The organism is Lonepinella koalarum (assembly GCF_004565475.1).
GTDB classification, from domain to species: domain Bacteria; phylum Pseudomonadota; class Gammaproteobacteria; order Enterobacterales; family Pasteurellaceae; genus Lonepinella; species Lonepinella koalarum.
The window spans coordinates 38,465-51,431 of sequence record NZ_SRHX01000001.1; the positions used below are offsets into that span (position 1 = coordinate 38,465).

16 protein-coding genes and 1 pseudogene are annotated in these 12,967 nt (G+C 37.6%); 8 read left to right on the top strand and 9 right to left on the bottom strand.

The genetic code is table 11. The features are described 5' to 3' along the window. Positions 1-2 precede the first annotated feature (2 nt). A complete protein-coding gene (locus E0709_RS00190; protein ID WP_132299376.1) occupies positions 3-620 on the top strand; it encodes a glutathione S-transferase family protein in 618 nt (205 codons plus the stop codon). Further along, entirely contained in the window at positions 620-1,645 is a 1,026-nt protein-coding gene (gene murB / locus E0709_RS00195; RefSeq protein ID WP_132299378.1) for a UDP-N-acetylmuramate dehydrogenase, read from the top strand. Before E0709_RS00190 ends, murB begins: the two co-directional genes overlap by 1 nt. 55 nt (positions 1,646-1,700) lie before the next feature. Here the strand turns inward: murB and E0709_RS00200 are convergent, their stop codons facing one another. The 3 genes from E0709_RS00200 to hemE form a co-directional block, all read right to left on the bottom strand. Further along, on the bottom strand, positions 1,701-1,976 hold the full coding sequence (locus E0709_RS00200) for an HU family DNA-binding protein (RefSeq protein ID WP_132299380.1): 276 nt from the start codon (positions 1,974-1,976) through the stop codon (positions 1,701-1,703). A gap of 147 nt (positions 1,977-2,123) precedes the next feature. After that, on the bottom strand, positions 2,124-2,714 hold the full coding sequence (locus E0709_RS00205; RefSeq protein WP_132299382.1) for a YjaG family protein: 591 nt from the start codon (positions 2,712-2,714) through the stop codon (positions 2,124-2,126). Between the two features lie 11 nt (positions 2,715-2,725). Further along, a complete protein-coding gene (hemE, locus tag E0709_RS00210; RefSeq protein ID WP_132299384.1) occupies positions 2,726-3,790 on the bottom strand; it encodes a uroporphyrinogen decarboxylase in 1,065 nt (354 codons plus the stop codon). 188 nt (positions 3,791-3,978) lie between these two features. Here hemE and E0709_RS00215 point away from each other — a divergent pair, with 188 nt between their 5' ends. Then, positions 3,979-4,233: a hypothetical protein gene (locus E0709_RS00215; protein WP_132299386.1), complete on the top strand. Its 255-nt coding sequence runs from the start codon at positions 3,979-3,981 to the stop codon at positions 4,231-4,233. Between the two features lie 142 nt (positions 4,234-4,375). Here E0709_RS00215 and E0709_RS00220 read toward each other — a convergent pair whose 3' ends face one another. Then, the gene (locus E0709_RS00220; RefSeq protein ID WP_132299388.1) at positions 4,376-5,137 is read right to left on the bottom strand and encodes a glycosyltransferase family 2 protein; all 762 of its coding nucleotides are present in this window, start codon (positions 5,135-5,137) and stop codon (positions 4,376-4,378) included. A gap of 122 nt (positions 5,138-5,259) precedes the next feature. Here E0709_RS00220 and ppa point away from each other — a divergent pair, with 122 nt between their 5' ends. Both ppa and E0709_RS00230 read left to right on the top strand, forming a co-directional pair. Continuing rightward, positions 5,260-5,787 (top strand): inorganic diphosphatase, encoded by a 528-nt coding sequence (gene ppa, locus E0709_RS00225; protein WP_132299390.1) that lies wholly within the window; start codon positions 5,260-5,262, stop codon positions 5,785-5,787. Between the two features lie 64 nt (positions 5,788-5,851). Next, entirely contained in the window at positions 5,852-6,613 is a 762-nt protein-coding gene (locus E0709_RS00230) for a M48 family metallopeptidase (RefSeq protein WP_132299392.1), read from the top strand. A 26-nt stretch (positions 6,614-6,639) separates the two neighbouring features. Here E0709_RS00230 and E0709_RS00235 read toward each other — a convergent pair whose 3' ends face one another. Continuing rightward, positions 6,640-7,518 carry a hypothetical protein gene (locus tag E0709_RS00235; protein ID WP_132299394.1) on the bottom strand — a complete coding sequence of 293 codons (879 nt, stop codon included), beginning with the start codon at positions 7,516-7,518 and terminating at the stop codon, positions 6,640-6,642. 2 nt (positions 7,519-7,520) lie between these two features. Beyond that, positions 7,521-8,585, bottom strand: a complete 1,065-nt coding sequence (locus E0709_RS00240; protein ID WP_132299396.1) for a glycosyltransferase family 9 protein — start codon at positions 8,583-8,585, stop codon at positions 7,521-7,523. Between the two features lie 100 nt (positions 8,586-8,685). Here E0709_RS00240 and E0709_RS00245 point away from each other — a divergent pair, with 100 nt between their 5' ends. Then, positions 8,686-9,753 (top strand): glycosyltransferase family 9 protein, encoded by a 1,068-nt coding sequence (locus E0709_RS00245; RefSeq protein WP_165867187.1) that lies wholly within the window; start codon positions 8,686-8,688, stop codon positions 9,751-9,753. A gap of 81 nt (positions 9,754-9,834) precedes the next feature. On the opposite strand, the gene E0709_RS00250 is transcribed toward E0709_RS00245, so the two are convergent. Beyond that, entirely contained in the window at positions 9,835-10,101 is a 267-nt protein-coding gene (locus tag E0709_RS00250; RefSeq protein WP_279387410.1) for a type II toxin-antitoxin system RelE family toxin, read from the bottom strand. Positions 10,102-10,161: 60 nt separating this feature from the next. Here E0709_RS00250 and E0709_RS00255 point away from each other — a divergent pair, with 60 nt between their 5' ends. Both E0709_RS00255 and E0709_RS00260 read left to right on the top strand, forming a co-directional pair. Further along, a complete protein-coding gene (locus tag E0709_RS00255; RefSeq protein ID WP_132299402.1) occupies positions 10,162-10,635 on the top strand; it encodes an Rpn family recombination-promoting nuclease/putative transposase in 474 nt (157 codons plus the stop codon). 265 nt (positions 10,636-10,900) lie between these two features. Continuing rightward, positions 10,901-11,362, top strand: a pseudogene (locus tag E0709_RS00260) (PD-(D/E)XK nuclease family transposase); the annotation flags it as partial. Positions 11,363-11,418: 56 nt separating this feature from the next. Here the strand turns inward: E0709_RS00260 and rpmE are convergent. After that, entirely contained in the window at positions 11,419-11,631 is a 213-nt protein-coding gene (gene rpmE / locus E0709_RS00265) for a 50S ribosomal protein L31 (RefSeq protein WP_132299406.1), read from the bottom strand. Positions 11,632-11,792: 161 nt separating this feature from the next. Next, positions 11,793-12,890, bottom strand: coding sequence for a glycosyltransferase family 9 protein (locus tag E0709_RS00270; RefSeq protein WP_132299408.1), 1,098 nt, complete (start codon positions 12,888-12,890; stop codon positions 11,793-11,795). Positions 12,891-12,967 lie beyond the last annotated feature (77 nt).

Sequence of the window (12,967 nt, forward strand, 5' to 3'; positions counted from 1 at the left end):
ATATGAAATTATATTATTTAAAAGGCTCTTGTTCTACCGTGCCACATATTGCGTTAGAGTGGATTGGACAGCCTTACGAAGCGGTCGAAATGAGTCGGGAAGCTATTAAACAGGCGGATTATTTAGCGTTAAATCCACAGGGTTCAGTGCCGTTATTAGTGGATGGCGATTTTGCCTTATCACAAAATGTTGCCATTCTAACTTATTTAGATAATTTATATCCAGATGCTAAAATATTTGGCAGTAAAACGGTGCAAGATAAAGCGAAAGCAACTAAATGGCTGGCTTTTTGTAATGCGGATATTCACCCGATCTTTGGACGTATTTTTAATGTACCTACCTATTTGCAAGGCAATGAAGAATTAATTAAACAATATCGCCAAGAATTGGCAGAGAGATTATTGCGTCTATATGCGATTGCCGATGAGTATTTAAGTCAACACCAATTTTTCGGCGAGCAAATTTCTGTTGCTGATGTGTATCTTTATATCACATTGCGTTGGAGCCAAGCCATTGGTTTGGATTATAGTCATTTACACCATTTAACAGCTCATTATCAACGAGTAGGACAAAATGCTGGTGTGCAATCGGTGCTAAAACAACAAGGATTACCTGCCTAATGCAAAGTTTACGTCATTATCATACCTTTGCCATTGATGTTCAGGCAAAAAATATTGTAGAAATCACCGCGGTTGAGCAATTTACGCAAGTTTGGTCAACGGCAAAAGCGGATAATCAGCTTGTATTGTTGTTAGGTGAGGGGAGTAACGTCTTATTTGTGCAAGATTTTAACGGTACCGTATTAATCAATCGGTTAAACGGCATTGAACATAGACAGGATAATGACTTTCACTATTTGCACGTTGCAGGGGGCGAAAATTGGCATCATTTAGTGCAATGGTCGCTATCACAAGGCATTCAGGGCTTAGAGAATTTAGCCTTAATTCCAGGCTGTGCGGGTTCTGCACCGATACAAAATATCGGAGCCTATGGTGTTGAATTTAAAGATATTTGCGATTATGTTGAGGTGTTAGATTTAAACCAAGGCGAAGTATTTCGTTTAAGTCATGAAGACTGTGGTTTTGCTTATCGCCATTCAGTATTTAAACATCAATATGCAGAGGGTTTTGTGATCGTCGCTGTCGGGCTAAAATTAGCCAAAAACTGGCAACCTGTGTTGAAATATGGATCACTCGCCAATCTTGATGCGAATACGGTGACAGCTCAACAAGTTTTTGCTGAAGTCTGTACGATTCGCCAAGCGAAGTTACCTGATCCAAAGCAAATCGGGAATGCGGGGAGTTTCTTTAAAAATCCTGTGGTGACTGCTCGTCAATTCCACGATTTACAAGCAGAATATCCCACTATTCCAAATTATCCACAAGCAGATGGCTTTGTTAAGCTGGCAGCAGGCTGGTTAATTGATCAATGCGGTTTAAAAGGCTATCAAATTGGTGGTGCGATGGTGCATCAACAACAGGCATTAGTGTTAGTGAATACGGGCAATGCGACCAGTTCTGATGTCATAGAATTAGCTCATCATGTGCGTCAAGCGGTAGCAGCGAAGTTTGATGTTTATCTTTCACCTGAAGTGCGTTTTATCGGTGAACATGGCGAGATAAATGCGGAAAATGTGATTAGTTGATAGACTCCAAAACCCTGCCGTATAGCAGGGTTTTGGAGAAAGCATGCAATATCAATTATGCGTTTACTTCGTCTTTTAACGCTTTACCTGCAACGAATGCAGGTACTTTTGATGCTTTAATTTGGATTTCTTCACCTGTTTGTGGGTTGCGACCTGTACGTGCTTTACGTTCGTTTACTTTAAATGTACCAAAACCAATTAATTGTACTGGATCGCCCGCTTTTAAACTGCCAGAAATTGCATTTAAAGTGGCTTCTAACGCTGCTTTTGCATCTTTTTTAGTTAAATTCGCTTCTGCTGCAATTGCATCGATTAAATCTGTTTTGTTCATAATTGAATACCTTATAATGTTTTATTAAATGTTGCGGTAAAGTTTCTGTTTACCAGATTTCAATAACTGTAAGCACAGTGCCGTATAGACTAAACAAAATTCGTTTGAAAGCAAGCACTATTTTGTAAATTTGCGGTAAAGATCACATTATTGGGTAATTTCTATACCAATATTTGAGATTCCCGCACTACGAATCTCATTTTTTAGGTCTAAAATTAGATCCACATTGCGTTTCTCACATTCATTTAAGATACGGTAAATTTGCCATTGCACATCTAATTCCTGCTCAATTTCCACCGCACTTTTCAGATCATTTTCCAATAATTCACGTTCTTGTTCGGTTTCTAACAAGGTTGCGACCGTTTGTAAGGAAAGCTGACTTATTTTAATGGCCTGCTCTAAGGTTGAGCCAGCAATGATAGAATGCAATAATTCCCCCAAACTTTCCGCTGCATCCAACGCGGGTACCACACCGAAAAAGTCGTAATCATTGACATCGGGAATAATGTCTTCTAATTTTTGCAACTGATGATCAAAATTAATTTTAGCATCTTTCACGGTTAAATATTCCCACACCAGATTTAAGATATTTTGGTAGGTTTTGGCTTGTTCTGGTTGTTCCGTCATTTGGCAGAACAACTTAAAGTTCGGATACATCCGTTCACATAAGCAAGCCATAAAGGTTAAATGTTGCCAACTTGCAAAATGTTCAAGGCGTTTATGAATAGGGTTTCGCATAGCCGTTCCTTTTATTGATGATAAGGTTTGGAATAGTGGTGAATGGCATCCACCAACACTTTTGGGCTTTCCACTGGCACATCTTGATGAATGCCATGCCCGAGATTAAATACATGTCCAGAGCCTGTGCCAAAGTCCGCCAAAATTGACCGCACTTCTTGTATGATGCGTTCAGGTGAAGCATATAACACTGATGGATCAATATTGCCTTGTAAGGCAACTTTATGCCCCACTAGAGCTTTCGCTTTAGCAATATCTACGGTCCAATCTGAACCAATAGCATCACAGCCTGTGTTCGCAATCTGTTCCAACCATAAGCCACCACCTTTAGTGAATAAGGTCACCGGCACTTTACGTCCATCGTTTTCACGAATTAAACCATCAACAATTTTGTGCATATATTGCAAGGAAAAATCGACATAATCACGATGTGCCAACACGCCTCCCCAAGTATCAAATATCATCACAGATTGAGCCCCTGCTTTGATTTGAGCATTGAGATATAAAATCACCGCATCAGCCACTTTATCCAACAGTTGATGTAATAATTGCGGTTCGGAATACAGCATTTTTTTGATTTTAGTGAATGTTTTGCTTGAGCCACCTTCTACCATATAGGTCGCCAACGTCCACGGACTGCCTGAAAAACCAATTAATGGCACCTCGCCGTTGAGTTCCCGGCGAATGGTACGCACCGCATTCATCACATATTGTAATTCGACTTCAGGATCAGGAATCGGCAAATTTTGCACCGCACTTTTGCTTTCTACTGGACGAGCAAATTTTGGTCCTTCACCCACACCAAAACTTAGCCCTAAGCCCATCGCATCAGGAATGGTTAAAATATCAGAAAATAAAATAGCGGCATCTAACGCATAACGGCGCAGCGGTTGTAACGTGACTTCACAAGCTAAATCCGCATGACGACAAAGCGACATAAAATCGCCCGCTTTCGCTCGAGTCGCTTTATATTCTGGCAAATATCGCCCAGCTTGTCGCATTAGCCAAACAGGGGTGTAATCGACAGGTTCACGCAATAAGGCTTTTAAATAGCGATCGTTTTTTAATGGTGGCATAAAATTTTGTTGATAAATAAAAATAAAGTGTAGGAAGTGTATATGAGATAGATAGTGATTGCAAGATTCCAGTGAGTATATATCCATTGGCTTTTTTTGTGAGTTGAGTTCCAAAAATGAAATTTTATCATTTACCTTTTCTCCTGATGGTTTAAGATAACTTTTAATATCATCACTGAGGAAAAAATATGTCAATTTTATCTAACTTAAATTTGTTTAAAGTGCCGATTGAGCAAGACACGCTAGATGCTTGGGCTAAGATGGCTGAAGATATTGCGAAAGTTGCCATATTGGCTTTACCTGTGGTAGTATTGGGGCAAGGCGAAGCATCATTGAAAGTTTGGAGTAGTGTGGCTTTGCTTGTTGTTATTTATAGTTTTTTGTTGGGCGGAAGGCTCTTTCGGCAAAACAAATCTCGTTCATCAACAATACAGGAGAATTAATCTATGTGGTTAAGTATCGGTCTGACAATTCTTGCTTTTATGGGGATTGGTGTGTGTATTTTTGCTTATAGTTTGCTCAATAATGCTGAGCAACATAATAATACTCACCAACCCAAATAAAAACCATTTTGTGGGTAACAACCTATTCTGTTTTAGTTCTCACCCATAAATCTGCATACTTCACAAAAGTGGAATGAGCGGATAACACCGCCAATAAAAATCCCTGTTTACCATCTAAAAATCCCGCTTTCAGTAAATACATTTTCACAAAGCAACCTACAGCATGCGTAACACCGTCCAAAAGACTGGCTGTTTTGCCCTGTGCCTGCCGTTGTTCCGCCCAGGCTTTGGCATAAGCAGCGGATTTTACTAAATAATGATGAATATTTTTATAGGTAAAATGAGCCAAATCGCCTGTTAATTTTTCGACCTTAGCACTACTTGGATAATGCACTCGTTCATGCACTAATTCATCACCATATTTTGCATAATCGGTTTTATACAAACGTACTACATAATCAGGATACCAACCCGAATGACGGATTTCACGCCCGAAAACCGTGCTTAAACGGTTGAGTTGATACACTGTATTTTCGGTATTTTTTTGCACCGCAGTTTGAATAGATTGTGCTAATTCGGTAGTAACACGTTCATCGGCATCCAGCCATAATACATAATCACTGGTAACATATTGTTGAGCGAGCTGACGTTGTTTGCCAAAGCCTTGCCAATCCGTATGTTGATAAAATTTTGCCCCATAAGATTGAGCAATTTGTGCAGTATTATCAGTGCTACCGCTGTCTAAAATCACGATTTCATTTACCCAATCTTTGACGGTGTCTAAGCATTCCGCCAAATCTTGGCTTTCATTTTTCACAATCATTGCAACGGTGATGGTTGGCATAGTGTTTCTCATTTTGTAGGATAAAATTTTTCATTATTCTAACCGCACTTTGTAGCAAAACCAACTAAATATCGCTATAATCAAATTGTTTATTCACATTAATTGACAAAAGGAAGATTAACATGGGCTTAGAAAGTGTACCAGCAGGCAAAGAATTACCAGATGATATTTATGTCGTGATTGAAATCCCTGCTAATTCAGATCCAATTAAATACGAAGTTGATAAAGAAACCGGCACATTATTTGTTGACCGTTTTATGGCAACCGCAATGTTCTATCCAGCTAACTATGGTTATGTTAATAATACATTATCTTCTGACGGCGACCCTGTTGATGTATTAGTGCCAACCCCATATCCATTACAACCGGGTTCGGTGATTCGTTGCCGTCCAGTAGGTGTATTAAAAATGACTGATGAAGCGGGTGGTGATGCGAAAGTGGTCGCAGTTCCGCATACTAAATTAAGCAAAGAATACGATCACATTAAAGATGTAGGCGATTTACCAGCCTTATTAAAAGCGCAAATTCAGCATTTCTTTGAAAGCTATAAAGCACTAGAAGCGGGTAAATGGGTAAAAGTGGAAGGCTGGGGCGATGTAAACGAAGCTCGTCAAGAAATTTTAGACTCATTTGAGCGTGCGAAAAAATAATTAGCTTATTATGCCGTCTTATCTTGTTAAGGCGGTATTTTTTTGCCAAATTAGGGAAAATCACATGTTGAAACGCCAAAAGAAAATCGTTGCGACCTGTTGTGCGGTTGCGGTTTTAGTGAGCTGTGCAACCAGTACGGAAATAAACCAACAATCTGAAAGTCAGTATGCTCAAGTTTTAGCACAAGCTAGACAGAAAGGCATATTAGATACCAGTTCTACTACATCAAAACGGGTACACAAAATCTTTCACGTAATGCAGCCTTATGCTGAACAAGAAAATAATACGGGTACAAAATTTAACTGGCAAATTGCGGTGGTTAGAAGTAATGATCTGAATGCTTGGGCTATGCCCGGTGGTAAAATGATGTTCTATACTGGGTTGGTGGATAAATTATCCTTAAGCGACGATGAAATTGCCACGGTAATGGGGCATGAAATGGCTCATGCATTAAAAGAACACGGCAAATCTTCACGTAATTTGGGTGTGTTCACCTCAGTACTCGGTGCCGCAGTAGAAATTGGCGCAGGGGCTGCTCTAGGAGTAGATTTACAGGGGCTAGGTAGCGAAACAGTAGATTTGATTACGAATAAACCCTATTCTCGCAGCAATGAAACGGAAGCAGATGAAATCGGCTTAATGTTAATGGCAAAATCGGGTTATAACCCACAAGCCGCCCCAAAACTTTGGCAAAAAATGCAGGCACAAGGTGGCTCAAGTAAAGTCGCCAGTTTATTCTCAACTCACCCGAGTGATGCGGCTCGTCAAGCAAATTTACAACGTTTATTGCCTGAAGCAATGAAAGTTTATAATGCGAGAAAATAACCAAATGCCACTAAGTGCGGTAGAAATTACCGCACTTTTTGCTTAAAATAATAAATATTTTTATCTGGAAAAATCCAATCAATGAATTTCTTGAATTTAGCGTTAGTATTGCGTTGTTTCTTACCTAAAGGTAATGCATTCCAGTCTTTTTCTGCTAATAATGCAATACAATCTTGTAGCGATAAGTTTTTTAATTGCGCATTCACAAAAAAATCTGCAATCATATTATTCCATTCGGTTTTATTGCCCCAATAATGTCCGATAATGGTATTACAAGGCTGTAAAGGTTGATGCTGATTTAACGCTATAGAAAAAGAAAATTGTTCCACTAATTTACGTTCACAATTTGTAGCACACATTTCATCACAGAGTTGAATAGCAAGTGCGAGGATGGCTTGAGCCTTTTCTGCGGGTAAAGCAATCACGCCAGCATTCCACATCGCACTATCAGGTTTAATGTCAATATTGGCAAAGGTTTTTCCTACTAAAGTGCGGTACATTTTTTGCCAAGTTCGATTGGATTGTTCGCTTAATGCCCCTTCTTTTAAGTGCATAAAGGTTTGCCCTTGATTAAGCTGGTGTTGCATTTCCGTTAATGGCATGGCTAAAAAAGTATCGCTATCCACATAGAGCAAATGTTGAGCGGGATACCGGTCTTGGACGGTTTGCAACGCCTTAATTTTTACTCGCCAAAAGAACTGATATTTTCCTTGCCATTGCTGTAAGATGGTTTGGTCAATTGTAACAAATTCAATACGATCGCCAAAAACACGGTAAAAATCCGGGCGATCGGTGATGACAATCACTTTTTCAATTTGCGGATCTCGCAAAAAAGTTAAAATGGCAAAACAGGCTTGATAATGGTTTTCAAGCTGTTCGCCGAAAGTGAGTAAGGTTAAATTCATGTTTATATTATCCATTCTGGACTAATCTGTTCTGGTGAAATTTCATTGATATTATGTTGGTAGCGTACAATTTCAGTTCGATTTTGATTATTAGGGTGCCAATTTAGCCAATTTTGTTGACCTTGACTGTAAAAACCAATAATCGGTTTTTTTAGACCTGCTGCAATATGAATGGTGGCAGTATCAGGTGAAATTAACAAATCAGAATAGCGAATAAGTTCAATGGTATGAAATATACTTTTCGTGTTTTCATTAATAAAAATTTTTGCAAAAAAGGTATTATTCTCCATTGACCATTGACCATTGACCATTGCTATCAATTTTTTTAATTTTTCTGTTACTGTGGGATAGGTGAGTACGACTATTGGCAAGCTACTTTTTTTGGCTAAATATTCAAGTATTGCAACGATATGTTTGTCATCAAATTGGCGAGCCGACCCATTACCAAAAAAATTCAAGGTAATAAATCTTTCTAATTTATTTTTCTGGATAAAATCAATGGTTTCAGTATTAGCTAACGGATTAAAGGGAATATCATATTGCGTATTAATATCAGTAAATCCTATTTTTTCTAACACTGTTTTATAAACGTCAGCAAAATGTAATTTAGGATCATCAATATTGATATTAAAAAGTTGATAATTTTGTTTTAAATAACCGACATTGATTGAGGCTTTAATTAGGCGAATAAACAGTAAATCTCGGTTACGTAATAGTACCGTAGGATCAATTAACACATCATAGTGAAATTTCCGCAAATTTAGACCGCACTTTATTCGATCCCAGATACTGCGTTTTTGCACAAAATGGAGTTGATCAATATAAGGATTATTCTCAAATAAATAGGCGTTATTTTTCGTACAGGTTACGCCAATATATAGCTCAGGATCCTGTTTTTTCAGTTCACGAAATACAAAAGAACTGACAATATAATCACCAATTTTTCCGTCTTGGCGGAGAAAGAGGATTTTTTTAATGGGTAAATTGGTTTGTGTATAATTTTTCTTATCTAACAGTAATTTACCGAGCGAAAGGCGAACTCTTTGTAACAATTTTTTTAGTTTCATTGGGCATATCAAACGTCTATTGGCTTGCTAGTCTGCCATATTATCATTAATATAGGCATTTGAGAATTTATTCAGTAGATAAATGATTTTTTGGGGTGCTATGTTAATAAAAAAACTCATGGTGATCTTTTGGGGTTCTCGTAAACCGACGAAATGCCGTGATTTATCTCAGGTTAAGTCAGTGTTACTCAATCCTATCGGTGATGCCATTGGCGATGCAATCGTGCATGGGTTACATTTAAGACAATTGAAATCTCGTTATCCTAATTTGAAAATTGGTGTATTGGTTACGGATCGTAATAAAGTAGTTTTTGAAGCAAGTGGTCTGGTGGATGAATTTATTCAGATGACATTCATCAATTACTGCCGGCAAAGAAAGAAATGGGATCTCTATCTTGATTTTACGCCACAATTTACCTCTCGAGCATTAATGTTAGATAAAATATTAGCGCCGCAGCGAGTGATGATTTTTAGTAAGGCGGCTAAAAAATATTATTCCTTAGACAATATTCATAATTATGATTTTTATCAACCAATTTCACCGAATACGCATCTGAAAGATTATTTAATGCACAGTGATTTTGCTCCTGAGTTGTCGGGGCAGGCGCCAGAAGTTTATCAGTTAAATTTGGCGGAGGAGGTCAAGCAAAAAGCAGAAAAATTATGGGAAAGCGATAAAGTTCGAATCTTGATTTGTCCACAAGGGAGTTCGGTAAAACGTTTATCACCTGAAGAATGTGGGCGTATTTTACAACACATTCACGTACAATCTTGGGGGCAAATTGATATTCAATTAGGTTATAGTGCGATGAATGAGGAATATTTGGTTGGGTTAAAGCAATTTTCTTCTCTCCCGAACGTTCGTGCCTCTGAACGTACTACGGTCGAGCAATATTTAGCACTAGTTAATTCAAGTGATATTGTACTTGCGGTGGATAGTGGCGGTGTACATGTGGCTTGTGCATTGCGCAAACCATTGTTGGCATTTTATGCGAATTTCCCGAGTAATATTGGGAAATGGGGGCCTTATAGTCAGAATATGAACCAGGTAGAAATGTTAGTGGGGCAATCTGTGGCATCAAGCGCTGATGATACCTATGGATTTGATATAGAAAAAGCAGGCAAATGGTTAAATCAACAGATTGAACAGAAATTAGCTTTGATGTAGAAAAAACTAACCCCTGCCTAGCAGGGGTTCATTCCATACAAAGGGACTCAAATATTAGCAATAATTTTTGCGTAATATTGCTTAAACCAAATGCCCTAACTGGCGATAAACTTCCGCATCATTGCGTTTACCAATACGCAAAACAAGGATTTCTAATATATCGTTATTAATTTGATAAATAATACGATATTCTCCTGATTTAATCCGTCTAAGCGTTGGATAGCCTGTAAGTTGTTTAGATTGAAGTATCAGTGGGTTTTCTACTAATAGATCAATCTTAGCCATATTAGCCAATAGCGTCAAATTTTTGTTCATTTTGGAATCAAGATCACGAAAATAGCCTGAAATTTACATTTTACTGATGTTAAGATCTTATTGAAATTACTGGCTACAAGCTAAGGAAAAACAATGAAAACGCCTTCTCGCTATATTGATTTAACCACCGATTATGGATTCAAAAGAGTTTTTGGCACAGATGTAAATAAAGATTTACTTATAGACTTTCTTAATGAACTTTTTCAAGGTAAAAAAGTGATCAAAGATCTCACTTACAATAAGAATGAACAACAGGGCGACATTGCCGAACAAGGGTTGGTGATTTTTGACCTAACTTGTACAAGTGAGGACGACTCGCAATTTATTATTGAAGTACAACGTAGTAAGCAAAATCATTTTAAAGAACGCACCATTTATTACGGCAGTAAACTCATCAGCGATCAAGCCCCTAAAGGCGGTGTAAATGGTTGGAATTATGCTATTACTGAAGTTTATGTCATCGCCATTATGGACGGTTTTTACTTTTCTGACAGTAAAGAATATCTACACGATATTTGCCTTTTCAATCAAAAGACAGGGCAAAAGTTTTATCTGATCGTGCCGTAAAACACTGCCCTTTAGGGCGGTGTTTTACGGCACAAATAAAAATAGAAAATTACTCAAAATTTGAGTACAATCAATTCGTGTTAACAGAGATATGCTTAGGCTTTCTCAATGACGACATATTCAGGGTAGGACATACCCGTAGAGCTTGTGAAGTGAATATCGTTAGATGTCAGCAACAAGAACCCACCGAGAGTAGCCCCCGAAAGGGGGAGCTAGTAGGAATCCCCGTCCTTTAGGGTGGGGAGGATGTCAAGATAGACTAGCTCTTATCTATATTGAATTACTAAATTTCAATAAGCCGGAGACAGTACTGGAAAGTGATTTGGACAAATGGTTATTTGTATTGAAAAATATGGCAAGACTGGATAAATTGCCTACGTTTTTGAAAAAGCCTGTTTTCCAGAAACTATTTCAAATTGCCGAGTACAGCAACTTAAACAAAGGGGAAAAACAGATGTACGATGTCAGTTTAAAACGCAAATGGGATGAGTATGCCGTACGTGAATATTGGGAAACCGAAGGTATGCAAAAAGGTATAGAGAAAGGCATAGAGAAAGGTATGCAAAAAGGTATAGAGAAAGGCATAGAGAAAGGTATGCAAAAAGGAATACAAGAAACGCAAAGAAAAAATGCGTTAAATATGCTTAGTCTTGGATTGAGTTTAGAGATTATTTCAAAATCAGTTGATTTACCCATTGATGAAATTAAAAAACTTTGTAGCCTATAAAACAAAACCCCAGTTCTCACTGGGGTTAGTTTTATCAAATAGAATCCAAAAACAGATTATTTTGAACTTGGAATACTAAAACGTTTGTTGAAACGTTCTACACGACCACCCGTGTCAACCACACGTTGTTTACCTGTGTAAAATGGATGACAGTTGCCACAAACGTCTAAGTTTAAATCTTTGCCTACGGTTGAGCGAGTTTTGATGACATTACCGCAAGAACAAGTTGCCGTAATTTCTTTATATTCTGGATGAATACCTTGTTTCATAGAAAACCTCAAATTGAAGCCATGCCGCTATAAGATCGATTCTAAAAGAACATCAAACACCGCATGTGATTAATAATACACTATCGAAAATCCCAACAAATTTAAATAGGGTTTTCTGATAGCACGCTAAAAAGAGCCGAAATTATACAATAATTTGAAAATTATGCAAGATTCTGGGCTTGAATAAATTGTTTAAGCCATGCAATGGCTTTTGCGGTATCAAAATTATAGGTTTCATCAACGCCAGTGTGAATCCTTAATGGATTTCGTGCCACTAAATAACATTGTGGTATATTTGCTGGCAATAATGGTTTCCAAGCGCTGAGTGTGGGTTCACTATTGGCATGAAAACTTAACAAAGGTTTATCAAAAGCACAAGCTAAATGTAACGAACCACCATTAACGGCAAACACTAAATCAGCTTTTTTCATTAATGAGAAATATTCAGCAGCACTCGTTTTGGGCGATAAGTGAATGGTTAAATCAGGGCAGAGTGCTTGCAATTCTTGTTGATAGCGTTCTGCTGCACTTGTAAAACTGACAACAATTTGGAAAAATTGTGGTTGAGTAATACTTTTATTTAAAATTTCAGCTATCTCAACCGCTGGCACTTCTCTTGAGCTACCTTGCAAACAAAGCAAAATATTGATTGATTTAGCAACAATATTGTTGGCTACACAAGATTGCCAATATTTTTGCATTTTTTCATCATTACTAGGTGACGTGTGTACGACTGAATGAGCGGGATTAAGTGTCGCCATTTTAGCTAGTATAGATTGATTGACATATTTACTAAATAGTACTTTTTCACCTAAATTAGCATTAAAATCAAAATGTTTTACATTGTTAAAATGGTAATGTTTTTTCTCGTATTTACGGAAAATCATCAGATATTTAGGTGCCGAAATAAGATCCATAATCAGGCTACTCGTATTGAAATTATTTTCAAAGTCTAATAATAAATCCCATTTTTTACGTTGCTTAAAGCAATTTCCAATCTTTATCTCAATCAATTCGTCAACTACTCCACAAGCCTCAAAAATAGCTCGATTGGAGGGGCCAACCCAGACTGCAATTTTTGCCTTAGGATAAATTTGGCGGATTTGTTGCAAATGAGCAGTATGCACACAAGCATCACCAAAAGCGCGACCTAATGGGCGAAATAAAATAGATTTTACTTCATGCAAAACGGATTCATGTATTGGATTTTTTCGTCTATTAGGTAAACAAGCCAATAACAAATTTTTAAATAGGCTCATAAAATCATTCTCAAAAAATCGTTCTAAAAATAAAAATTGGGCTGATTATATCTTAAATTTTTCCGCTATAATACTGC